The sequence below is a fragment of the Streptomyces sp. DH12 genome, assembly GCF_020873895.1.
In the GTDB taxonomy this organism is placed as follows: domain Bacteria; phylum Actinomycetota; class Actinomycetes; order Streptomycetales; family Streptomycetaceae; genus Streptomyces.
In genome coordinates this window covers 1-24,333 of record NZ_JAHWGT010000035.1, presented here as the reverse complement: position 1 = coordinate 24,333, position 24,333 = coordinate 1, and the positions used below count along the sequence as shown (strand labels likewise).

The window sequence follows — 24,333 nt, the reverse complement described above, 5'->3', positions numbered from 1 at the left end:
GGACTACCTGCGCATCCCGGCCGGCCTGCGCAGCAACCTGTACGGCGCGGCCGGGCGGGTCGACGTACGGCGTGGCCGGCTCGCCCAGATCCAGCCCGGTGCCTACCGGCATCAACTCCACGCCGCGCTGACCCAGGCCCGGCGCAGTGCCACCGGCCGGATCCGTGGCCAGCACCTGGCACGACACCTGTCGGGAGACTTGACTGTACTTGTCGTCAACCCCCTTCAGGTGGCCGGGCTTACAGGCCTGAGCAGGGCGTTTGCCCAGTTCAAGGCGTTGCACGACAGATGTCGTGCTCAGACGACAAGTACCGTGCTCAGTCTCATGGGATCCATCACCTGAGACCTGGCGTTGGGGAGCATTTACCCCAGCCTCAGGAGGTCATTTCCTACTAGGAATAGGCGCGTAACAGCTAATAGGCTGCACGTGACCACCACACGGATGTCCCGACCCGCTAAAAGGAAAGCGCAGGTCAGAGACGATGCGACACTCCCGCAAGACGCCGCCACCCAATGCCCGCGAAACACGCCCCGCGCGGCAGGCCCCCGAGGAGCCGCCGCACGCGTTGGCCGCCCGGCTGTACGAGCTGCACCGTGACGCCAGTAGCGACGAGGAGTACCTAGAGCTCTGGCCCGGCGACCGCGAGCTGTTTGGCGTGCTCAGCTTCGCCCAAGAACACGGCAACCGGCTCAAGGGTGAGGCGTATCGTGCGGCCGCGGTGCTGCGGATGCAGCTGGCCGAATGGCTGCGCCGTGCCGCAGATCCATTCCAGCTCTCCGCGATCGACGACGCCCGCGCCGGCGGCACCTCATGGAAGGAGTTGGCACTCAAGCTCAAGTACCTCGACCGGAACGGGGAGCCGAACCCCGGCAGCGCGATGAACCTTCGCAAGAGGTTGTACGTTGCGGTCAAGGGCCAGCCCGACGACCGACGCCAGCCGCAGGTCGCCGACCTCATCGACCGGCGAGCGATGGAAGCGCGGCTGGCGGAAGCACGATTCATCGAGTCAGGGGAAGCGCGCTACGCCGAGCTGGACGCGGCCGCGCGGAACCTGCTGAAGCACTACGAGGCGGGTGAGATCCACACCGACCCTGACGACGATGGGTTCTGGTTGGAGCAGCTCGCTGAGGTCGTCGACGACCGACGAGATGCTTCAGAGCGCGCCAACCTGGTGGTGTACGTGCGGGGAGTGATCCGCGAGACGTTCGCGTACGCCAGGAGGAGCGAGCAGGCGCCGGCAACCACGGGCGAGGCGCGGCAGGCCCTGGAAACTGCCGCCGCACTCGTCAGGGCCCTATAACCAGGTCCCTAGAGGTCAAGGCCCGGATTAGAGCTGTTAACCATAGGTCACCAGCAGGATGAAGGCCACCATGAAGGCGGCCATGACCAGAAGCCCAGTAAGGCATGATCGCGCCCCAGCATCGGCGCGCTGGCGTTCGTGCTCCTGGAGCGCGCGCCTCACACCGCGGGTCACGGCCCGCTCGAACTCCCTCTCGTCCAACTCTCCCCCTCCGTAACGACGTCCGACTCCCCCAACAACGGACAGCGGAGTATTACTCCGGGCACTGGGGCTCACGAGCCAAGACAACCCGGAGGTACCACTTCGACGCCCGGGCCCAGGGGAAGGTGGTGGGGCCCGGCCAAGTGCCGGGCCCCACCGGGCGTCCAGACCTGTATCGCGCGATACGGCTTCCTAGGCGTCCATCGCCTGCACGGTGGCGTAGATCCTGTCGGCAATCAGTTTCGCCACGGCCGGGCTCGCCTTCGTTGCCTCGCCAACCCGAGCCGGGTCGAAGGGGACCAGGGAGGGGCAGGCAGGACGACGTGACCGTACGGTCACGCCTGGAGCTCGCGGAATGGGAGGGTTCCTGCTGAGTCCAGCTCGCCGGCCTTCTCCATGGACACCTCGATCCCGCCCGCCTTCTTCATGTGCATCAGGAAGTGGGCGAGGAAGATCACCCGCTGCTCTTGCGACATGCCCGTGAACAGGCGAGCAGCACCCTCTGCGGGGTCATCCGGTGACACCTCGACCGTAGGTGCGGGGCCGGACACGGCCGTACCCTGCGCTACGAGCTGGGAAGCTGTCGGTTGGATCTGCTGTCCCGGTACGTGAAGCGGGCTGGGCTGGAGGTCGGCGGCGGGCCTGGTCGATGCAGCGGTGTCCCGTGTCATTACGCCGTAATGATCGGCGTCTGCCCGAGCCGTCTGGAGGGTGGGGGAGTCAGGTGCAGGACTGACCTGCTGCGTCGAGGGCACGGCAGCCGCGCCGGTCTTCCTCGCGGCCGCCTTCCGGGTCTCCTCCGCCTTCAGCCGGGCGAGGTGCTGCTCCTGCTCCTCGGGCTTCTTGTTGCCGACCCGGCGCAGCAGTTCCGCCTTCTCCTCTCCCGCCTCCAGGCGTGCCTGGAGCTCGGGGGTGAGGTTCAGCAGCGTGAGCCGCTGCGAGACCCATCCCTGCGAGCGGTGCAGGTGCCGGGCGAGGGCGTCTTGGGTTCCGTGGATGTCGAGCAGCTTCTTGAGCGCCTGCGCTTCATCCAGGGGGCTGAGCTGGCGGTGGTGGATGTTGGCGACGAGCGCGGATTCGAGGAGTTCGGCTGAGTTGCCGCCCAGCTCGTCGTCGAGCATCACCTTGATCTCGGTCAGCCCGGCTTTGCGGGCCGCAGCGAGTCGGGAGCTGCCGTCAACAACCACGTAGGTGGTGTCGGGCTCCAGGTCCGCCTCCCGATCGGGGTTGGCCTGGAGGTACGCCTCGCGGCTCATGATGCTGATCGCGGTCTTCTGCCCGTGGTCGCGGAGGCTTCCCGCGAGTTCAGTGAGGTTGCCGAGGTCGGTGCGCGGGTTCTCCGGGTTCAGGCTGATGGCAGTCACCGGCAGCTTGGTGACGACCGTGTCGGTCCGGCCGACGGCTGCGTCGAAGGCGGCGCTGCGGGCGGAGCGCGCGCTGCGGGCGGCCTCGAACGCGTTGGACGCGCCGAGGGCCTTCGCCTTGCTCATTTCCGGCCGCCCTTCTTACGGGCCACGCCGGCGATCTGCCGCATGAGTTCGGCCTGATCCGACCGGGGAGCGTATGTCAGGAGCGGCATCTGCATGCGGACTGCCTCTCGCTGCTCCTTGAGGTCGCCGATGACGGCGAGGACTGGGGGCTCGCCGAGCTCCCGCCACTGCTGCAACGACGAGGTGGCGATGACGCCGCGGCGGCTGTCGTAGAGGTTGACGACGAGACCGATGTAGTCGATGTCGAGTTGGAGGTCGAGGCAGAGGTCTTGGATCTGGCCGGCGAGCATGCCGTACGCGGTGGCGGAGGAGTCCTCGGCGAGGACCGGGATGATGACGCCGGACTTCTTGGCCGCTTCGCCTTGGCGGCGTCGTCCGTAGTGGAGTGCGGCGTCCATGGCGATGCCCAGGCTCGGGGGGCAGTCGATGACGACGACGTCGTAGTCGTTCTCGATGGGGGACAGCGCGCGTTCGAGAGCGGACTCCTTCTGGTAGCCGCGTGCCTGGGCGGCCTTGATGGCGACCTTCGCGTCGAGTAGGAAGCCGTCGAAGCAGGAGGGGAGGATGTCCAGGCGCTTGCCGTACTGCTCGCCGTCGAGGGTGACGAGGAGGTCGCGCAGATCCTGGTCGCTCTCGCCGCACATGTGGGAGACGAGGCTGTCGTGTCCGGGCTCGATCTGGGCGATGCCGAGCTGGTCGGAGAGGTGGCCTTGCGGGTCGTAGTCGACGAGGAGGACGCGCTTGCCGGCTTCGGCGTATGCCTGGGCGATGCCGGCGGCGATGGCGGTCTTGCCGACGCCGCCCTTCTGGTTGCAGACGATCTTTCGCTCGGGGATGCCGCCCGCGGGCCGGCTGGCGGGGGAGGGGTTGGCGTCCAGCCAGCGGCGGATGGCCTGGGCGAGGCCCTGGACGTACGAGATGCCGCGTTCGGTGCACGTCTCCTTGAAGTCCTCGTACATGCCTGCGGGCAGCCAGGTGCTGAAGGAGTCGGCGCCGGTGGTGTCGACGCTTCCTGTAGCCGGGTTCTGGCGCCAGTTGGTGACGGCCGCAGTGACGGCGTCCTGGATGTCCAGGCTGTACTCGGCTGCCCGGATTTTCAGCTCTTGTCGGAGAGTGGTCGGCAGCTTCGACGCTACCTTTTCCCGGTCTCCCTGAGGGTATGGTGATGCCATGAAGTCACTTTACTGACTCCGCAGGGGATATGACCCCTCCGGGTGCGTCTTTCGCACGACTTCACCTGGACGGATGCTCTCTCATTACGGCGTAATGCGGCGCATGCTGTGACCTGGATTGAGCAGCACCCCGGCTCTCACTGTTCATTACGGCGTAATGCCGTCGGCGCCCGGGGTCCTGGCTCGGTGTACCGCGCGGGTCCGGCGTCGTGCCCCAGATGCACGTCGTTCTCACGTCCCTGGGCCTCCTCGTGGCCGGGCTGAACCCATAGGGCACGACGGAACGACTCGTCGGGACTCGCCCCTCGGGGCCAAGCCCCCCTCCTGTCGGCGTGGTCGACGGTGCGGTGTCGCGCTTGTGCTCACGGTGGACGGCGAAGCGGCGACATAGCCGGGGTATCGCCGGACCCGGTCGGGCACCTGGGGAGCGGGAGCACCGCGAAGCCCGCACCGCTCCCCACCGACGCATCAACGCCCGGCTCTCAACGAGGGCCGGGCGTTGATGCGTGGGCGCTACTCGCGGAGGGGCGGCACCCTGATCGTGGGCCGGGCGGCGTACGGGTAGAGCGGGGCGACGTCGGTGGTCCAGAGGGCTGATCGCGCACGGCTGGTAGAACCCTTCCGGTGTGTCGCGGAGGAGCCTTGCACGTAGGGCCAAACCGCAGAGCGCCCGCCCTCGCGGTGAGGGCGGGCGCTCCAGTCGGAGGGTTCAGCCGGACACCTTGGGGACGTCGTCCCACGTGAGGTGATCACCCGACGTGGGCCACTCGTCGAAGGGGACGGGGGGAAGTCCCACGGCATCCCTCACGGCCTCGTCGACCGCGCACGGCCCGCAGATCGTCACGTCCCGTTCGATGACGATGCGGGAGCCGCCGCCGAGGTCCCCGTCGAACTGCGCGATCGGCCCGTCACAGCGGGGGCATTCGGTGTAAGAGGCTTGGCTCATTGGGGGTTGCTGCCTTTCTCTGATCGTCGAGCAAGCGTGGCAGGCCGGGACGTCGGATGTCGTTCGGTTGCCGAAGTAGCCCACTCCCGACCGGGTTCTATCGGTGGCCCAGGAGTGCGAGGGCGGCGGCGGTGGTGTCGTACAGGGTGGTGCAGACGGGCACACCGTGGCGGCGGGCGACGTAGATCAAGTACCTGTTGCGTTCGGGGTTGGGGCAGTCGGGCGGGCAGCCGAGGACCGCGCGGCCGGTGGCGACGTCGAGGCCGAACTCGACGTTGGTCGTGAAGCCGGGAAGCGTCGTGAGGTCGCGGGGAATCCAGAAGAGGACCGCGCCGGCGGCGGCGCGGGCGGCGGTCTCCCAGTCGACTTGGTCCTCGTACCGGGCGGCGCGCTTGCCGTCGCGGGACTCGGGGCTCAGGACGGTGAGCGGCTGCGTGCCGGTCCACTGGGCCGGCTACCCTCACCAACTCCGCGTATCTCATGTCTCACTCCGTCACCGATACGACGTACGTTGATCGCTGTCGCTCCGAGACGGGCCGCGGTGGTTCTGGAGATGCGCAGCGGGGTCTGGGACGCGGCGGCGGAAGCGATTCGCTCTGAGCTGCGTGAGCAGGCTGCTGTGCACCGGCGGCCGACCGATGGCCCGTCTACCGGAACGACGCTCGCAGAGCACAGGGAAATCTGGAACGAGCAATCAGCGCGTGTGTCTGTCTGACCCATGCTGAGGCGCCCGGGGGCTGGCGGTATCGGTGCTTGCTGCCCGCACCCCCAGCGCGGCGCGGCTGAGGCCGTTGGGCGCCGTATTACGCCGTAATGAGCAGCACCCAACCAGGTGCCCGACCGGGTCCGGCGATACCCCGGCTATGTCGCCGCTTCGCCGTCCACCGTGAGCACAAGCGCGACACCGCACCGTCGACCACGCCGACAGGAGGGGGGCTTGGCCCCGAGGGGCGAGTCCCGACGAGTCGTTCCGTCGTGCCCTATGGGTTCAGCCCGGCCACGAGGAGGCCCAGGGACGTGAGAACGACGTGCATCTGGGGCACGACGCCGGACCCGCGCGGTACACCGAGCCAGGACCCCGGGCGCCGACGGCATTACGCCGTAATGAACAACGCGAGCCGGTGCTGCTCAATCCAGGTCCAGCATGCGCGCGTGTCCCGTCTCAGCGAACCGAGTCGACCGCGGTTCGTCTCAGCGCACTGAGTCGTCGCAGGCTGGAGGGCCGCCGGCAGCGACTTCGCTCCGAAGGCGGCTGTCTCAACGAAGTTCGTCGCGCTGGTCAGGAGTTCGGGATCGACTGCGTTCGTTGAGACGGGGATGCGTTCGCCGAGCTACTGCTGGCAGCGCGTGTCTCGTGAGCTCTGCCGCCAGCCGGTCCCGTCAGCGCGGGGATGACCGGCGTGTACGGGAGCTGGTGACGACCACAGGCCTGGCGGCCCTGGTCTACGGGCAGCGGGCCCGTGGACCAGAGCCGCCACCCGATGGGAAGGAAACCCCACGGCTGACGGGAGGTGGGCGGCTGTCAGCTGGCCAGCGCGTCGCGGGAGGAGACCGCGCTCTTCATCCTCTGCCGGAGCAACTGCACAACCTTGCTGCCTTCACCGTCGATGGCGACGGCCATCGCCAGGACCGCGGGCGCGAGGGATGCGGCTGCTGAAGGATCGGTGATGGCGAGCCACGTAGTGACGCCCCTCCTCGCTGAGTCGCGTGTGCGCTGATCACCATTGCCAAGGAGCGCCGAGAGCAATCCCGCAGTGTGCAAGTACCAGGCGGCGGCGACAGCATTGTGTCCCATCAGGTGCGCCAACCACCCCCTCATCTCGCGGACACTGATTGTGCGTACGTCTCGCTCCCCGTATTCGGCCGTCATCGCCTCATTGAGCCGTTCAGCCTCCACTACGGCACGCTGGAGTGTCTCGGGGTCCTTCGACGAGAAGGTGGAGGTCACGAACAGGATGCCGTCTCGGTATGCCTCCGGTATGTCTGGCGCAGTGTTCGCGGCAGTTAGTTCGGTTGCGTCCCCGGGCGAGTGCTCGGGCTTTGGCGCCGCCTTGGGCACTTGCACTGTCGTCGTCGGCACGCGTGTGCTTCTCGGTTGGACGTCGACGAGGCTACCGGGACGATCCCAAAACGTGGCGCTTACGCGGCCCCACGGCTGGTAGAGCGGCTCGTTCTGCATGGTGCTCCTCGTGCTTGGAATAGGACCCGCTGGGCGGTCAGACGTTCACGCCTCTGGTACGGAGGTAGGCGATCGGGCTGATGTCGGATCCGTAGCCGGGTCCGGTACGCACCTCAAAGTGCAGGTGTGGTCCGAAGGTGTTGCCGGACTCGCCGGACACGCCGATCTGCTGCCCACCCTCGACCTTCTGGCCGGCCTTGACCAGGGGTGTACCTGCCATGTGGGCGTACTGGCTGTACTTGCCGTCATCGTGCTTGATGACGACCTCGTTTCCGTACGCGCCGGCCCAGCCCGCGGAATGAACGACCCCCGGTCCTGCGGCCCTGATCTCGGTACCCGTCGGTACGGGGAAGTCGATGCCGGTGTGGTACCCGCTCGACCAGGCGGAGCCTTTCTGCCGGTACGGAGTCCCGAGTACCCCATTGACTGGCAGTGTCCAACCTGCTGATGAGAGCTTGCCGCCATCAGCGTCCGGCATGGTCAGCTTCGATGCGTTGGCCATGATGCTCCTGACGTAGTGGTGCGTCTGGCCCTTGGCGAAGCGTTCGGGAGGGACACCCTTGTAGTAGTCCACCCAGCCCCAGCCCGCGTTGTAGCCGGACAGAGCCAGCTCGATGGGGCTGCCTTTGTAGTGCGGGTACCTCTTTGCCTTCTTGACGAGGTTGCACATCATGCGGCCCTGTGACGGAATCGCGTCTTCGGGGTCCCGCACGTTTTTGATCCCGTCGCCGTTGCCGTCGATGCCCTGGGAAGCCCAGGTGGAGTCAATGAACTGCGATATGCCCTTAGCGAGAGGAGTCCTGACGGTGACACCGCTCGCGTCCCTTTTGTACTCGTATGACGTGGCGTCGGGCCTGAAGTTGCTCTCCGCCTGGATCTGAGCCGCGAGGATCCCCGGCGATAGGCCCTGGTCGCAGTCCGCGGCGGCCTTCTCAATCAGGCCGGCGTACTTGGCAGGCACATAGCCATCTCCGATTCGGAGTTTGCCGCCGGCCACGACCGTGCCACCAGCTCCATCTCCGCCGCCTCCGCCCTCTCCACCGGAGGCGGCGAACACGATGCCGACACCGAAGACCAGCGGGACGCCGAATCCAACGCCTGCCGCAACGGATATGCCCTTCTTCAGACTCATCGAGACCACTCCCCCGTTTCTGGTGTCGCCCCCGTTCTCTAAGGGGCGCTGCGCGTGGCTCCTCCCGGACACAGCCTCCTTGATCGTTGCGCCGACAAGAAGGCCGCTGTGACACAGCGCTTACAAATCTGCGCCGCAACTCGGGTTGATTTACGGCTAATTGGGGCGAAGTTTCATCAATCGGGCCGCCATGATGGCAACTTGCCCGACATCACGTCGCACGAGCCTCAATAGAACCATGTAGGCGAAGTTAGACTCACGTCCAAGCCTGCGGACTTGAGCGTTAGCGTCCGTAAATTCGATTGCGTTACGGGGGATGAATGGCTAGGAAGGACCAGCCCGCCGTCCCGCCTCTGCCGGACGGCGCCCGCCTGGTGGTGCCGGTCATGGGGCCGGGCACCGGCGGCAGCGGACGGTCCACCGTGGCAGGCCTGGTGGCCAGCGCCATGGCTTCGGCCGGACCAGCGGTTGTCCTGGATCTGGGACTGCGGCTCGTCTCGCCATGGTCGGCCTGGTGCACCGAGCGTGGCCGGGGCCTCGCCTCCATACCGCCGGACCAGCCCCTCCGTCGTAGCGATGTGCTTGCGGCCGCCGCTTACTGCGGAAGCCCACCGCTGCCCACATGGCAGGTCTTGACCGACCATCAAGACTGGGCCGCGCCGCCCCTCACCCTCCCAAGCGATCCAGCAGCCTGGTACCAGCTCTCAGCGCTCGGCGGCTGGCGGACCGTCGTGGCTGACACAGCACACCCGATCACTCACGACATCGTCTCCGCTCGGAGCCGGGGTACCGGCGGCATCACTGCCGCTTGGTCCTCACTCCCGTTCGCGGTGCCGATCCTCTGCGCCGCTGCAACCGGCGTCGGAGTGCACGCAATGCAACAGGCGGTCCATGCGTTGGAAGCTGAAAGCTTTCCGCTGAAACGCCTGGTCATTGCGCTGGTCGATCAGGCCAACGACCGCCAGCCCCCCGTGGTCAAGGCCGCTTCGACGATGCTGGCGCCGCGCGTGGCCGCCGTCGTTCCCATCCCGTACGACTCTGCCCTGCGAACTGTCGGCTTGCGGGAAATGACCCGGCTGCGTCCACGCACCACCCATGCGGCAGCCGCGTTGGCGCGCGCCGTCTTCCAGACCGCCCAGACGACATGGGGCGCGTCCCTGGGCACCGCAGAACAGCCCGCCCCGTACAACCGCTCGCCCGAGCAAACGCACCACCGAACAGCCCATCAGTCCACTCACGCAGAGGTACCCGCATGAGCCAGATAATCGAGGCCCTCAACAGCCTGCCGGTCGACCACGTCCTCCTTGCAGCCGAAGGGGATGACAAGAAGGGCGGTGGTGACGGTGGCATCATCCCCGCGTTCACCCCGGCCCTGCCCGACGCTCTGAAAAGCATCACCGGACAGGTCCTCGCCTGGGCTGCCGGGATCGGCATCGCCCTCGCCGTCCTGGGTCAGCTTCTCGGGTGGTCCATGATCGGTTTCGGTCACACCACCGAACGCGCCGGCCTCGCCACCCGCGGCAAGCAGTCCGTGACCTGGAGCCTGGTCGGAGGCATGGGCCTCGCTGTCGCCAGCAGCCTCGTCATGCTGTTCTACAACGCCGCTAAGGGCGGCGGAAACTGATGGACACCCACGACCGCAAAGCCCGTCGCGCCCAGGCGCGGCTGGTCGGCATCGCCGTGTTCACGGTAGGCATCCTCACTGCTGGCGGCTACCTCGCGGTGAGCGTCCTGACGGACGACTCCACCACCCCAGTCGGAGGGAGGCCCTCTGCCCACCCACCCGCGCCTTCCGCCTCGGCGGCCACCGGCGGGCAGATACGCATGACGCCGGGTAAGGCTCGCGCCGTACCGCTGCTGAAGCCCACGAAGAGCCAGGAGGGCGCCCCCCTCGGCTTCCCGAAGAACGGCATGGGCGCCATCTCGGCGGCCGTCGCCTACTGGGAGGAATACGCCTGGCTCGATGACGCCATGGCACGCCGGCAGCTCCAGGTACTCGTCTCACCAGACTCGCCCCAGACCATCGACAAACAGGTCAGCGAGGTCCGCCGCATCCGTGAAGGCGTAGGCCTGCCCCCGTCGGGACCCGCGCCCGCTGGGGTCACCTTCACCACCGTCGTCAAAGCCGTCAGGGGCACCTCCTTGACGAAGGACGGCAGCGTGGTGCAGATCTGGCTGGAGTACGACCGATACGGCACCAAGCCGGCGGGCGGCGGCGATGACGATCCGCTCAAGGACCAGGCGATCGACGTCATCATGAAGTGGCAGAACGGTGAGTGGCGCCTCACGGAGGAGCCCCAGTACGTCCAGCTGCGCACCTTCCCGGTCACCTACGACCCCAACAGCGTGCCAGCTCGCAAGGACGGTTGGCTGCGGGTAGACCATGCGCACTAACTGTCTTACCCGCGGGCTCTTCCTGGTCTTGGCGCTGCTGCTCACCTTGGGAGTCAGCAGCGCGGGAGCGCCCGCCGTCTACGCAGACGACGACGTCCCCGCCAACGCCAAGGTCGTCAACTGGGGACCGCCCAAAGACCCGCCGAAGGCGTGGGAAGAGGGGGGGCAGGCATGGGGCCTCACCGCGGAGGGCAACTACTGCATCCTCGACGAGCATGACGGCTGCAACCTCGTGGCCGGCGAGAAGCCGGGCACCCCAAGGATCTGCGAAGCCCCCGACGGTATGGCGAGTGACGCCTGTTCCAAGGAGGAGAAGCAAAAGTTCGAAGAGGAGGCACTCGCCAAGTGGCAGAAGAGCGCCAAGAAGGACGGCTCCGGTGGTGACTACCAGAAACAGCTTGAGTACCTGACCAAGTGTGTCAAGAAGGAGCACAAGCCCTTCAAGCTGTGCCTCCACCTAGGCAACCGAGACCACGCCGACATCTTCGCGCAGCCAGCCACGACGCCCCTGGACTGGGTCGGCGGCAAGATCTCCGAAATGGCGTCCGACGCTCTCAAGGAAGCCGCCCGGTACATCGGCGAATCCGTGGTGTGGCTGCTGGAGGCTTTCGCCAACGCCTTCAACTCCTGGTCGACGATCGACCTGGTCGACACCGGCATCAGCAACATGCTGGGCATCTCGCTCTCCCTCTCGGTGGTTATCGCGGCGTTCCTGCTGATCATCCAGTCCGGGAAGGTCGCCATAAGCCAGGACGGCGGTCCGTTCGTCACTGCGGCATCAGGGCTCGTGAAGTGGGCCGCGATCCTCGCGGTGTACACCACGGCGACGCAAGTCGCACTGGACTGGTCCGACGAGCTGTCCACCTGGATCATCAATTACACATTCGAAGGGGGCGGCTCCGGCGAACGTGATGCGCAGAAGGCGATGTCCACGCAGCTGGGGAAGCTATTCTCCGGCCTGACCGTTGGCGGCTCCGCTGCGGCCGCGGGCGGCGCGATGGTCGGCGGTTCCGGGTTCCTGGCCAGTGCCGTCGGCGTGGTCATCGTGATCGGCATCCTGTGCATCCTGGCCATCGCCGCCCTGTGGGTGGAGATGATGATGCGCCAAGCGGCCATCATGATCCTGGTCGTCTCCATGCCGATCGTGCTGGCCGGTCAGATGGCGGACTCCACTCGCGACTGGTGGCCCAAGGCGCGCAACGCCCTGATCGCCACCATCCTCGCGAAGCCGGTCATCGTGATGTGCTTCGGGATCGGCTTCGGCGCCATGACCGACGCGAGCGGTGTAAGGAACGTCCTCGTGGGTTTCATGGTCTTCGTGCTGGCCGGGATCGCCTGGCCCGTCCTGGCGCGGTTCATGATCTTCACCAGCAACGGTGACGGCAACTCCGCAGCCAGCGGCATCATCAGCTCGGTCGGCAGTTCCCTATCCAGCGCGTTCGGCGGCTACCAGCCTGCCCCCAGCGGGGCGGGCGTCGTCGGCGGGGGCGCTGGCTACACCCGGGCTCTGGAGGACGACAACACGAGCGTCGCCACCAGCGGATCCAACGGTGCCAGCGGTGGGAGCTTCTGGGGCAAGGCCTCAGCCAGTGTGAAGTCGTTCGGCGGTGCGGTCGCCGGGCCGGTCGGACTCGGGTTCCAGGTTGCAGCGGTCGGCAAGGACACCCTCGAATCCACGGGCCAGAGCACCGCAGCGCATGCGGGTCTCGGCCCTGCCGCAAGCGGCGGCCGCCACGTCGTAGTCCCACCCCGCCGCTCAGGCGGCGCTCAGGAAAGCGAACCGGAGCGGCTGGGGATGCCCGCAGCAGGCGACGAAGGCAGTGACAGTATCCCGGCTCCCGAGCCGGCACCAGCAGGTGAGGCGGGACCACCAGCGACGTCATGGGACAGCGGATCGGCACCTGCCGCTGGTTCGCCCCCGCTCACACCGGCGCCTGCGCGGGCACCATCCCCCGGCACTCCGGCGCTCGCACCCGAGCCGTCCGCAATCGATCCGGGCGCTGCCAACTGGAACGGGCCCCGTCCCCGAGAACCCGAGCCCGACACCGAAGGGAGCTGACCGATGTCCACCACCTCTGAACGACCCGCCACATACGGCGGCTGGCAGGCCGAGCGCATGGGCGTCATCGGCAACCTCTCGGGTGTCGGATTCGCGCTGGTGGCGACGGCCGCCGTCATCTCGCTGGCGCCGATATACCAGCGCAGCTGGTCAGCACTCCTGATCGCTCTGCCCCTGTCCGCGCTCCTCCTGGCCCTCGCCTACGGGCGGGTACTGGGACTGACGGCTGACGAGTGGCTCCTCCTCGCAGTAAGGCACCAGATCTCCGTGGCGACGAAGAAGAACCTGTTCCTCTCGGGCGCTTTCGCGCCCCGCAACCCCAAGACCGGCGACCAGCCGATGGATCTGCCGGGCCCGCTGGCCCGGCTGCGTATTCTCGATGCCGCCGACGGCCAGGGCGGCCAGCTCGGCGTCGTGTTCGACCCGACCGCCAACACCTACACAGCGGTCGCGCGCGTGACCTTCCCAGGCTTGGCTCTCATTGACAACGAGCGTCAGAACGCGCGCGTGGGCGGATGGGCCGCCTTCCTCCGCTCCCAGTGCAAAGAGGACTCCCCCATCGTCCGTATCGCGGTGCATCAGCGGTCGCTGCCCGATGACGGAGCGGCTCTGCGGGCGTTCACCGCACGGCACACCGTCGAGGAGGCCCCGGCCGTCGCGAGGGAGTCCCTGGCCGAACTGATGATGACGGCCGGCCCCGTGGCGACGATCCGGGAGACCTACCTCGCGATATCTCTGTCGGCCAGTCGTGCGCGCCTGGCCATCAAGGGCGCGGGCGGTGGTCAGATCGGTGCCGCCGCGGTGCTGGTACGCGAGCTCCACGCCATGCAGGGATCCTTGAGCTCGGCGGGCCTCCAGGTCACCGAGTGGCTGACTCCCCGCAAGGTGGCACAGGTCATCCGTACCGCCTACGACCCTCACTCCCAGCTTGAGTTCGCCGACCGTAACGCCGCAGCCAGGGACGCCGACTGGCAGGGCACCCCCTCGGGCGTCGACCCGGCCCTGGCCGGTCCGTCGGCGGCTGAGACGGGATGGAGCGTCTACCGGCACGACGGCGCGTACACCGTCTCCTACCAGGTGCGTAACTGGCCTCAGAGCGAGGTCTTCGCGACGTTCATGCAGCCGTTGCTCCGGCCCCGACAGAACGCGCGTCGCAGCCTCTCGCTGGTCTTCGAGCCGATCGGGCCGTCCTTGGCTCGACGGGAACTGGCGAAGGAGAAGACCAAGCGCGACACGGCACGCAAGGTCAGGGCGAAAACCGGCCGGGCCGAGAGCGAGGACGAGCGTCGCGAGGCTGTGACCGCTCGGGAGCAGGACCGCGCGCGGGCGGCAGGTCATGGCGTGGCCCGCTTCACCGGGCTGATCGCGGTGACGGTCACCGACTACGAGCAGCTGGAGACGGCGTGTGCCGAGCTTCAGGCAGACGCGTCGGCCGCCGGCATCGAGGTGCGCCGGATGTGGGGCGGAATGGACGCCGGGTTCGCCGCGGCGGCGCTCCCCCTGGCCATCGGCCTTCCCGAGCGGAGGATCTTCTGATGGCCCTGTTCCCCCTGCGCCGCCGACGCGAAGACACCGTGCTCGAAGCGGCTCCGCTCAGCGAGCTGCTCGACCTGGACCAGAGCCAGCCTCCGGCCGGACCGCAGCTCAGTGGCCGCGAGTTGCGGCGCTCCCGACTGCTCGAAGACCCCACCACCGTGATGCGGGTCGCCCCCAGGCTCGGGTGGAACAAGCCCTACGCCGGCCGCGCTGCCTCGCCCGTGAAGGCGGAGGCGTTCCGCGCCCATACCGGAGCGGCGGCGGGAGTCTTCCCCTTCCTTCACGGGGCCAGCCTCCCGCCCATCGGGGTGTACATCGGCTGGGACACCATGACCATGCAGGCCTTCAGCGCCCACCCCTCGGGCTGGGTGAAGGAAGGCCTGACCACCAACCCAAACATCATGATCACCGGCGTACCGGGCTCCGGGAAGTCCGCGCATATCAAGGCGCTCGGCTTCCGGTTGATGGTCCTGGGGATGCGGATGCTGATCGCCGGTGACGTCAAAGGCGAGTACGCCCAGCTCTGCGAGCACCTGGGCGTGGAACCGGTTCGGCTCGGTCCCGGCCTGTCGGGTCGGCTCAATCCTCTGGACGCCGGCCCGCTGGGCGCGGACCTCGACAAGATCTCGAACCCGGCGGAGCTGACGGCACGCCTGAAGGAGATCCACCGCCGTCGGCTCACCCTGCTGAAGGCGTTGCTCGAACTCCAGCTGAAACGATTCCTCATCCCGCAGGAAGAGGAGTGCCTGGACATCGCGGTGAGGGAGGTCACCGGGGAGCTGTATGGCCAGAGCACCCTCACAACACCGACCCTCCCGATGGTCTACGCGAAGCTCAAGGACCCCTCTGAGGCCATGGCCCGGGAGCTTCGCGTGCGCGGCGACGACGTGCAGACGGCCCGGGAGCACATGGCTCCCATCAGGGCCGCCCTAGGCACCATGATCCACGGCCATCTGGGCGGTCTGTTCGACGAGCAGACCAGCGTTCAGCTGGACTGGGAGGCGCCGATTCAGTCGATCGACATCGCGTCCCTCCAGCACTACGGCGACGAGACGGTAGCCATGGTCCTGACATGCGTCTCGTCATGGGCACAGGCCGCGATCGACCGTCCCGGACGGCCGTGGATCGTCGTGCGCGACGAGATGTGGCGCCAGATCCAGAGCGGCGGCGCCGCGATGGTCAGGAAAATCGACGCGGACCTCCGCCTCAGCCGAGCGTCCGGCACCATCCAGCTCCTGGCTACCCACTCGCTCGCCGACTTCGAGGCCCTCGGCGCTGCGGGCGAGGAAGCGTCCGCCATCGCCAAGGAACTGATCGCCAAATGTGACACCAGGATCCAGCTGGCCCAGGACACCAAACCGCTGAGCCTTACCAAGGAGGCCATCGGTCTCACCGAGGCCGAATGCGCCCTGATCGGCGGCTGGGGCGCCGGGCAGAGAGGCCGGGCCCTGTGGAAAGTCGGCCGCGCGGGTGGAAGCCACGCCGTTCAGCTGCTCCTGTCCAGAACAGAGAAGCGCCTGTTCGAAACCGACGAACGAATGGTGATGTGACATGGCGAAGCAGGACAGCGCCGGCGGGCTCGACGACGGCACATGGCTCGCGGCTGTAGGCCTGGGTGCAGTCCTCGGGCTCAGCGCCGTCGTGCTCGTGGCCGCCCAGCTGGCCGGTCTCCTCTCTGGGAACGGATGGCCCGCGCCCACCCGGAGCCTGCCCGAGACGGTCGTCTGGTCGGTCGTCTCGGGCCCCGGCTCCGCCTACGAGCCCGCTCCTCCCGGCTGGCTCTTCTGGATCTTCGTCGTGCTGCTGGCCTCTCTCCTCGTCACCGCCGTCGTCGCCCTCGTGATCCGCTTCGGCGGCCGCAAGGACAGCGGCGGCGCCAAGTGGGGCGGCAAGAAGACCGAGAAGGTGATGGCCGCACCCGAGAAGCCGGAGGAGCGTCCGGACCGGATGACGGCCGGGCGCGGGCAGCTGACAAACAAGATCCTGGCCGTCACCGAGCGTGCCGCGTCGGTGGTCGCCTTCGGCCCGCCCGGCAGCGCCAAAACGACCGGTCTCCTCCTGGGCAACGCCGCCGAATGGCAGGGCCCAGCCGTGATCACCACGACCAAGGCCGCCGACCTCAAGGCCATCTACGCCAGCCGCCAGGCCCTCGGGCCGGTATACGTGATCGCACCGGCCGGCCTCCCCGGTGTACAGACCCACCACTGGTCGCCGGTGGACTACGCGACCGATCCTGAGTCGGCGGAGCGTATGGCCGAGTGGATGGCGGAGGCTGCCCAAAAGGCATACGACCCGCGGGCCGAACCGTGGATCGCACAGGCCCGCGCCATCCTGGCCGGGCTGCTGCTGGCCGCGAACCTCTCCGGTGGCGGCATCAACCGCTTCCGCGAGTGGCTCGCCCTAGGCCGCGACGCCGTCGACCACGTCCGGGCAATCCTCGAACCGACGTACCCGGAAGTCGCTCTCGACTACGCCCAGCCGTGGCTCCAGCTGCACAAGGACGGCGCCGGCAGCGTGCAGTTCACCTTGAACGTCATCGCAGCCGTCTACCGGTCCCAGCAGATCCGGGACGTCTCCGCCTCCACGGACTTCACCGCCGAGCAGGTCCTGGACGGCAACGGCACGATCATCCTCGTCGCCTCGCCCACCAACGCGGAGCGCTTCGCCCCCCTCTTCACGTCGATCATCGCGTCCGTCATTCACGCCGGCGAGAACCGGTTCGAGCAGACCGGTGAGCCCCTCAGCCGCGCCCTGGGGCTGTTCGTCGATGAAGCGGGCAACGTATTGCGGTATCCCAAGCTGCCGACCATCCTCACCACCGGCCGCGGCATGGGCATCGCGCTGATGACGATCTGGCACGACCTGTCTCAGCTGGCTTCGCGGGTGGGATCCGAGGGCGCCAAGACGGTGGTGTCGGCGTCCCACCTTCGGATGCTCCTGCCGGGGCTCGCCGACGATGACACGATCCGCTACTTCAACTACCTGCTCGGCAAGGAACACGCGGAGCGCACCTCCCTCTCCTCCGGCGGCTCCGGTCGGGCCTCCACATCGACGAGCGTCGTGGAGACCGACCTGGTGCCCGTGCACGAGCTGCGTGAGATCCCGAAGCTCACGGCCATCGCCGTGTACTTCAACGAGCGGCCCCTGCGCGTCAACATGCGCCTGACCTATCGCGATGCCGATCTGAAGGCATGGCTGGCCCGTCCGGCCGGTTCGGTCTCCCTGTCGAAGGACGACGTCCCTACTGCCTTGGAGGCCCCCGTTGGCTGAGGACACCGACACCATCCAGGCGGCTTGGGAGGAAGTCGCCGCACAAGAGACACCCGAGGATCCGCCCGAAGAGCAGCCGGACGCTCCTCAGCGCTGGGTGTGGGCCGACATGGACCCGGCAGACCGCGAGCAGCGCCTTGAGGAACTGGTGACGTGGGTCGACTGGCTCGTGGAGACATTCGATCTGCGCGGCCAGGTAGCCCGCTGCTGGTACCGGCACCCCCGGCTCATCGAGCACTTCAGCGCCGTCTTCATCGGCTGGGTCCGCACCTACGCGGGTGATCCGACCAAGCTGAGCACCCGCGCTGAGCTCGACTGGATCAAGGAGCTGTACGCCCTGCTCCCCCGCCTGAACAGTGCGAGCTGCCAGACCAAGCACATCGACCCGCCGCCTCAGCCCTACTCTATGGCGGAGGCCTTCGACCAGTGGCTCGGCGAGGCGGACCGCCCGTTCCTCGACTCGCCTCGTTCCCATCCGGCGAAGGAGCAGGTCGGCCGGATGGCGAAAGCGAAGCGCGTGGAGGACGCGGCGAAGGCGAAAGCCAAGGAAGCCGGCACCGCCAAGAACGCCTGACGCGACCGCCGCAGAGGCACAACCAGAGGGCGGGCCCGGATCACTCCGGGCCCGCCCTCTGTTCTTGTGCCGGTCCCTATCGCTTGGGCCCGCTGCGATTCTGCTGATCCTCCCGACCGGGCTGCTGAGCCGACTGCTGCGCCTGCTGCTGAAGGGCTGCCGCCTGCTGCACCTGGATCCGTCGGGCCTCGTCCGCCACCCGCTGTTCGTACGGCTGGGCATCCCGGTGGTTGAGCTCCTTGCGCACCGCCGCGGCCGCCTTGTCCAGCTGCGTCACCTCACCGCGTGCCGCAGACGCCTGAGCCACAGCCGCGTCGGCCCGGCGCTGACGCACCGCCCGGGTGCGCTCCAGCACTTCTTCACGAGAGCCGCCGCTGCGCTGCCAGGAAGCCAGGACCTCATCGTGCTCAGCGGGGTTCCCGGCCTTCTGGGCATTCGTTTCCTGCTGCTGGCGGGCGGCGACAAGCTGCTCGCGCGTGGTCTCAGCTTCGGCGCGAAGGTTCAGCAGCCGCTCCTCCAGCTGCGTGCGGTCATCCCCGCGGACGGCGGGACGGCCGAACCGGCCGGTCTCCGCCAGCTGCTGCTCGATCGCTGCGGCGGCGCGCTGCTGCCGGTCCTGGCGGGTATCCAGCTCGCTGACCCGGGTCGCCGCCGCTCGCAGATCCTGGATCGCCTGCACGCGGGCAGCGCGTTCGTCCACGCTCCGCTCCACGGCGCCGCCAGGCTCCAAAGCGGCGACCAGCTCTGCGGCCTTGGCCTGCTGGGCCGCAGCGTGCTCCTGAGCCGACGCGGCGGCCTCCACGTAGTACGCCAGCGTCTCGGACAGGTCCGCATCGGGGAGGTCAGCGTAGGGACGGGCCTCGCTCGCGGGCTCGACCTCACCGGCCTGCTTGCCCGCCTTGCGGGCGTCCGGCTCCTCAGCACGAACAGCCGGGGCCTCCGCTGCCACCGCTTCCGTACGGTCCTGTTCCTCGACGATGTCGCGGCTTTCCGGCAGAACACGGTCGACGTCCTCGCCGCGCTCGTCCCGCCGGTCAACGGGCTCGGCGCTCTGAGCGTCGCGGCCCTGGTCAAGGTCTACAGCCAGTTCCGGCTCAGGCTCGGGGTGCTCGATCTCCCGCGCGACTTCCTCGGTGATCGGCGGGGTCTCGACGAAGACCTCGACGTCCTGCTCGGCAGTGAGCGTCGTCATCGCGTTCTCCTCGGCAGCGACCTCCTGTTCGGCCTCGACCTCCTCCTCTCGGGTCGGGGTGCTCTCCGCTCGCTGGTCGACGGCCAGGGCCAGCGGCTCGGTCTCGTCCCGACGAGTCGGTGCCTGCTGGAAGGCGCCGGCCGCGGCCAGCTCCTCACCACGGCGCGCTGCGACCTGGGTGGCACGTGAGCGGCGCCCCACCTCAGCCACCTGGCCGCGCAGTGCTTCCCATGCGGCAGCGTCCTCGTCACGCGCCGGGCGCGGACCGATGCCCGGCTCGGTGCCCGGCACGCGGCGCTGCTCGCGCCATGCGTCGGCGAGAGCAGCGGTCCTCTCCCACTCCGCGCGCAGTTCGGAGCCACCCTCGGGCACCGGCCCAAGAGCCTGGGCCCAGCGAGGCGGCTCGTCCGCGAGGATCTGGCCCGTCATGATCAGCCGCTGCTCGATCACCTCACGCCGGGCGCGCAGATGCTCGATCCAGGCGGCCGGGGTGTGCTGGTCGCGCTCGGCCGCCCGGGCGGCGAGCCACTCGGGCACTGCGGCGGTGAAGTCGGGAACGGGCGCGGTGGCGTCGGGAAGCATCACGCGCAGCCGTTGTTCGGCCTTGACGCGCTGGTCGACAACCTCGGCACGCTGGAGCCGCTGCTTGGCTTCCTCCAGCTCCAGCAGGTTCGCCCGCATCTCCGTCGCCACGCTCGCGCCGTCCATGCCAGCGGTGTGGGCCGCGGCCGGCCCGGGCTCGCGCTGCCACTCCTCGCGGGCGCGGTCCACCCAGGGCATCTCGGCGCGCAGACGCTGCTCACGGCGCAGCGCCATCAGCCGCTCGACGGCGGCGCGCTCGTCGCTGCGGGCCTGCTCGGCCACTGTCCCCAGCTCGACGGTCAGCCTGTGTTCATGCCCGGCGGTGCGCAGCCACTCCACGGCGCGCGGGTCGCCTTCACGGGCCCGGACGGTCGCCCTGAGCACTTGGGCCTTCAGTTCACGCTGTTCCTGCTGGGCGTACGCGATCTGCGCGGCGGCCGTGCGGCCCTCTCGCCGGGCCTCGGCGATGGCCTGGGAGAGTTCGCTGGTGGTGAGGTCGCCGTACGTACGACCGGGCCAGGCCGGCACAGGCAGGCCCTCCACGACCAGAGTGCGCGGCTGGCTGGCCACGCGAGCGTCGGCCTGGCGCAGGGAGTCCAGTGCCTGACGGCGGCGCTCTCCGGCCCGCTCGGCGAGCCGGTCGAGCTGCGTATCGGTCAGGTCGGCGAGCGGACGGCTCGATGCGCTCGCGGACAGCTCGGCCATCTTGCGCCGGGCCTCTGCGACCTGGCGGTCAATGCGCCAGCCCAACACGTCTGCCCGGTCTTCTGCGTCCTGGAAGTCCCGCTCGAAGAAGGCGCTCTTGAGGATGCGTTCCGGGGTGAAGCCCGCAGCTTCGGCACGTCGAAGGGCGCCCTCCACGCTCCGCCGCCAGCCCTCGGACGCGATGAGTGCCTCGGCGTCGTAGTGCAGGACGTTGCGGGCCATGGACTGATAGCGCAGCGACAGCGCGCGGTCGTGCACGTCGGTGTACTCGGCGGACAGCTGCGGGATGCCCCAGGCGCGCTCCTGCTCGGCCTGAATGGACTCGGTGGCCGACAGCGACGCCTGGACGTTGCGGGCGATCGACTCCAGCACGTCGTGCATCGTCTGGCCTTCTTCGACGATGACGTACAGCCTGTTCTTCTCGCGGCCACGCGTGAGCTGCACGTAGGCGCCCTCACGGGTGGTTCGCCGGGTGACCAGGCCGCTGCCGGTGGCCACCGTGGCACCCTGCCCGCGGTGTCCGGTGGAGGCGTAACCGAGCTCGACGAACCGCTCGACATAGTCCGCCGCCAGCAAGGTGCGGCCACCGTGATCGGCGTGACGGACAACCAGGTCGCCCTCGTCGGTGATGCGTTCGACGACCCACTGGTCACCGTTCTTGACGAAGTCCTTGCCGCCTCGGACGACGTTGCGGCGGTCATTGTCGCGGGTGACGATGAGGTCGCCACGGTGGGCCTGGAGGCCGTCGTGAAGGTCCGCGGTCTGGCTGCGGTCGAGCTGACCGGCGCCCATCCTGTACGCCTGGGCGAGGGCGTTCAGCTCGCTCACGGTGGCCCGGTCGTCGGCCATCATCATGGCCGACTTGCCCGCATCGGAGTCCCGCTGCCAGTCCGCGAAGATCTGCGCCTGCATCTGCTCGCGGGTGCCCGCGACGATCCGCCCGTTATCGATGTACCAGGCCCACGCCTTCTCAGGTTCTCCGTTACGGAGCATGAGGGACGCGGCCGCTTCGCCGGCGGCGCGGAAGCGGTGAACAGTCTCCAGCTCGACAACCGGCACCGAGTTGGCCAGCAGGCGCAGAGCGCCACCGGATTCGACGGAGGCGAGCTGCGCGGGGTCACCGATCAGCCGGACGACAGCTCCGGCTTCCTGTGCCTCGGCGACGACCCCGGCGATGCGCTTACTGCCCGCCATCCCCGCCTCGTCGATGATGATCAGATCGCCTGGGCCCAGCTCGAACTCGGGCCGCAGACGCTGCCCCTGGCGGTGTCGCTCGCGCGCGCCAAGCCACTCGTGGAGGACGTACGCCGGTGCTTCGATACCGCTGGACAGTTCGCTCGCGGCACGCGCGGAGGGCCCCAGTCCGATGACGCGTCCACCGGCCGCACGGACCGCGTCCGCGGCCACCTTCATCGCGGTGGTCTTGCCCGCACCGGCCGGTCCGATACCGGCGATGACAAGCTTCTCACCGGTCGCAAAGGCCTGGGCCAGGGCGCGCTGGCCGGCGTCGAGCTGCCTGGTGGGGTTCGCCTGCTGGTACGCCTCTTCCACCCGCTTGTAGGTGGGGACGGAGACAGCCGGAATGACGCTGGTACGGGCTGCCGCGACGATCCTGTCCTCCGCCGCGAGGACCGCTGTGCTGGTGAACAGCTCGGTTTCAAGCCGCCGGTAGATGCTCGAACCGTCGGCGCGGGTGAGCGGTTCAAAGCGCGGATTGAGGTCCGCAGGAGTGATGTTGATGGCCTCCACGTTCAGCACTCGCTCGGTGATCCGGTCGGCCAGATCACCGCCCATGACGGTGCCCTTGGTGGCGGTCATGACCCAGCGCCGTGCCTCGGCGAGGACTTGCCGCCGCCCCCAGACACTGCGGTAGTCGTCCACTGTGGTGAGGACTTCCCGGGCGGCCTTCTCGATGTCTATACGTGCCAGAGCAGCTGGGTGCGGCCGGTTGGTTGCGGCTGCGGCCCTGGCGTCTTCGAGCAGGCCATCCACTCTCTGGATGCCGAACTTCTCGACGGCGCTGCGGCGCCAGTCGGCGCGCATCTCCGCCAGAGGACGGGCCGCCTGCTTCTCGGTTCGAGTGTCGAGAGTCGCCTGCTGGGTCAGCGCAATCAGAGTCTTCTGGGACGGCTCGTAGCCGTGCTTCTGCCGGTACTGCTCGACCAGCTCGGCGGTCCGCTCCTTGATGGACATTGAGCGCCCGGAGTGAGCCTCGATCAGGTCGTATCCGACCCCGGCGATCTCCATCACGGGTCGCTTCCCGGGTGTCACCTCACGGGGCTCGGCGCGCAGATCAAGGCGGGCGCAGACCTCCTCGACGACCCGCTGGTTGTACAGCTCGGAAGCCGGCACGTTCTGCGCGTACAGCAGTGCACCGTCGAGGGTTCTCCACTTGCCGTCCAGGCCCATGACCTTGTTACTGACCACGACGTGGTCATGCAGCATCGGCTCCGAGTGCCTGTTGTCGAAGTGCCGGAACCGAGTGGCGATCAGGCCGCGGTGCACATCCTCCTGGGCGATACCGCTGACCCCAGTACGCGTCATGGTGGCGTTCTGTTCGAGCCACTGCACCGTGTCGCTGATGGCCTGCAAGTGAGCCTGCTCGACCGTCTTTCGCAGCTGCTCATCACCCAGTGCCCAGAGCACTGACACGCTCTTGGGCGCGGAGAAGACGAGGTCGAAACCTGCTACCGCATTCCTAGACTTCGTCCCCTCCTGCTGCTTGATGAACTTGCCGAGCTCCTCCTTCGACTCGGGGCTTCGCCCGTACTCCTCCCGGAAGAGAACAGCCCCGACCTTGCCGCGCATCGCTGCCCGCTCGGCTGCGGTGGCCGCACGGCTCTCGGTACGAGCATGGCGCTCAAGCTCCTCCTTGAAGCGCTTCCCGAAGACCGTCTCGGCATCATTGAACTGCATGTATGCACGGCCCATTCGGGCTGCCTTCACTGCCTGCTTCGCGGTAGCGCCAGCCGCGATGCGCTCAGCGATGATGCGGTCTGCATCGGGGTGCAGCCCTTCGCCGAACAGGGCTCGCATCTGCTCTTCGGAGACCACACCGGAAACGCCCAGAAGCTCGATCCCGGAGCCCATCCAGATCCCAGGAGGGTTGCCTGAAGCAGCGTAGTAATCGCCAAGCTCCTGGCCTGCTTCACGAACCTGGTCGGCGCTGGCAGTCTCGCGGATGTAGTAGGCATAGCCGTCCCCAGCGCTGAGCTTGTGGACGGTCATCATGCAGTGGATCTTACCCGCTCCGGAACGACTTAGGAGCTAATACAATACCTGGTACAATCGTAGTGCATGAGGTGTGGAGAGATGATCTTGTAGCGCGTCGCGCGTTCAGACAGATGTGGAGGAGCTTGCGACGATCACGATGGCTGGACGGCGAAGCGCTACAAGATCATCTCGCCACACACGCATGTGTGGCGGCTTTCCACAGTCAGGCTCACCGAGCATGGCTGTGGAAAGCCGTAGAGGCATCCGGACCTGGGGACAACTCTGAAGCCGGGACCCACTCGCGGCCCCGTCTTGAGCCTGCGGGTTCACCACTGTGGTCGGCGCAGAGGGCCACCGCATCCCCGCCGCCCCTGCACCGGGCCCGCC

15 protein-coding genes and 1 pseudogene are annotated in these 24,333 nt (G+C 68.1%); 9 read left to right on the top strand and 7 right to left on the bottom strand.

Annotation, left to right across the window (positions count from 1 at the left end; all coding sequences use genetic code 11):
- The first annotated feature begins 566 nt into the window (after positions 1-566).
- Entirely contained in the window at positions 567-1,301 is a 735-nt protein-coding gene (locus LPA54_RS26405) for a hypothetical protein (RefSeq protein WP_228982157.1), read from the top strand.
- A gap of 536 nt (positions 1,302-1,837) precedes the next feature.
- Here the strand turns inward: LPA54_RS26405 and LPA54_RS26400 are convergent.
- From LPA54_RS26400 to LPA54_RS26375, 6 genes and pseudogenes are all read right to left on the bottom strand, one after another.
- Positions 1,838-2,992, bottom strand: a complete 1,155-nt coding sequence (locus LPA54_RS26400) for a ParB/RepB/Spo0J family partition protein (protein WP_228982155.1) — start codon at positions 2,990-2,992, stop codon at positions 1,838-1,840.
- A complete protein-coding gene (locus LPA54_RS26395; protein ID WP_228982153.1) occupies positions 2,989-4,164 on the bottom strand; it encodes a ParA family protein in 1,176 nt (391 codons plus the stop codon). The genes LPA54_RS26400 and LPA54_RS26395 overlap by 4 nt, the downstream gene beginning before the upstream one ends.
- A gap of 709 nt (positions 4,165-4,873) precedes the next feature.
- Positions 4,874-5,110, bottom strand: a complete 237-nt coding sequence (locus tag LPA54_RS26390; RefSeq protein WP_228982150.1) for a hypothetical protein — start codon at positions 5,108-5,110, stop codon at positions 4,874-4,876.
- Positions 5,111-5,207: 97 nt separating this feature from the next.
- Positions 5,208-5,558 (bottom strand): annotated as a pseudogene (locus tag LPA54_RS42715) (nucleoside 2-deoxyribosyltransferase domain-containing protein); the annotation flags it as partial.
- Between the two features lie 1,074 nt (positions 5,559-6,632).
- Entirely contained in the window at positions 6,633-7,289 is a 657-nt protein-coding gene (locus LPA54_RS26380; RefSeq protein WP_228982148.1) for a hypothetical protein, read from the bottom strand.
- A 37-nt stretch (positions 7,290-7,326) separates the two neighbouring features.
- Positions 7,327-8,421, bottom strand: coding sequence for a peptidoglycan DD-metalloendopeptidase family protein (locus LPA54_RS26375; RefSeq protein ID WP_228982147.1), 1,095 nt, complete (start codon positions 8,419-8,421; stop codon positions 7,327-7,329).
- Between the two features lie 632 nt (positions 8,422-9,053).
- Here LPA54_RS26375 and LPA54_RS26370 point away from each other — a divergent pair.
- From LPA54_RS26370 to LPA54_RS26335, 8 genes are all read left to right on the top strand, one after another.
- On the top strand, positions 9,054-9,677 hold the full coding sequence (locus LPA54_RS26370; protein WP_228982144.1) for a hypothetical protein: 624 nt from the start codon (positions 9,054-9,056) through the stop codon (positions 9,675-9,677).
- Positions 9,674-10,045, top strand: coding sequence for a hypothetical protein (locus tag LPA54_RS26365; RefSeq protein ID WP_228982142.1), 372 nt, complete (start codon positions 9,674-9,676; stop codon positions 10,043-10,045). The genes LPA54_RS26370 and LPA54_RS26365 overlap by 4 nt, the downstream gene beginning before the upstream one ends.
- Before the next feature lie 200 nt (positions 10,046-10,245).
- Positions 10,246-10,815: a hypothetical protein gene (locus LPA54_RS26360; protein WP_228982141.1), complete on the top strand. Its 570-nt coding sequence runs from the start codon at positions 10,246-10,248 to the stop codon at positions 10,813-10,815.
- Between the two features lie 28 nt (positions 10,816-10,843).
- Positions 10,844-12,874, top strand: coding sequence for a hypothetical protein (locus LPA54_RS26355; RefSeq protein ID WP_228982138.1), 2,031 nt, complete (start codon positions 10,844-10,846; stop codon positions 12,872-12,874).
- 3 nt (positions 12,875-12,877) lie between these two features.
- Positions 12,878-14,410 (top strand): SCO6880 family protein, encoded by a 1,533-nt coding sequence (locus LPA54_RS26350; RefSeq protein ID WP_228982132.1) that lies wholly within the window; start codon positions 12,878-12,880, stop codon positions 14,408-14,410.
- Positions 14,410-15,960: a type VI secretion protein gene (locus LPA54_RS26345; RefSeq protein WP_228982130.1), complete on the top strand. Its 1,551-nt coding sequence runs from the start codon at positions 14,410-14,412 to the stop codon at positions 15,958-15,960. Before LPA54_RS26350 ends, LPA54_RS26345 begins: the two co-directional genes overlap by 1 nt.
- A 1-nt stretch (position 15,961) precedes the next feature.
- Entirely contained in the window at positions 15,962-17,680 is a 1,719-nt protein-coding gene (locus tag LPA54_RS26340; RefSeq protein WP_228982129.1) for a type IV secretory system conjugative DNA transfer family protein, read from the top strand.
- A 109-nt stretch (positions 17,681-17,789) separates the two neighbouring features.
- On the top strand, positions 17,790-18,254 hold the full coding sequence (locus LPA54_RS26335; RefSeq protein ID WP_228982128.1) for a hypothetical protein: 465 nt from the start codon (positions 17,790-17,792) through the stop codon (positions 18,252-18,254).
- A gap of 76 nt (positions 18,255-18,330) precedes the next feature.
- On the opposite strand, the gene mobF is transcribed toward LPA54_RS26335, so the two are convergent.
- Complete coding sequence (mobF, locus tag LPA54_RS26330; RefSeq protein WP_228982126.1) at positions 18,331-23,964, bottom strand: MobF family relaxase; 5,634 nt, start codon at positions 23,962-23,964, stop codon at positions 18,331-18,333.
- Positions 23,965-24,333: the final 369 nt, after the last annotated feature.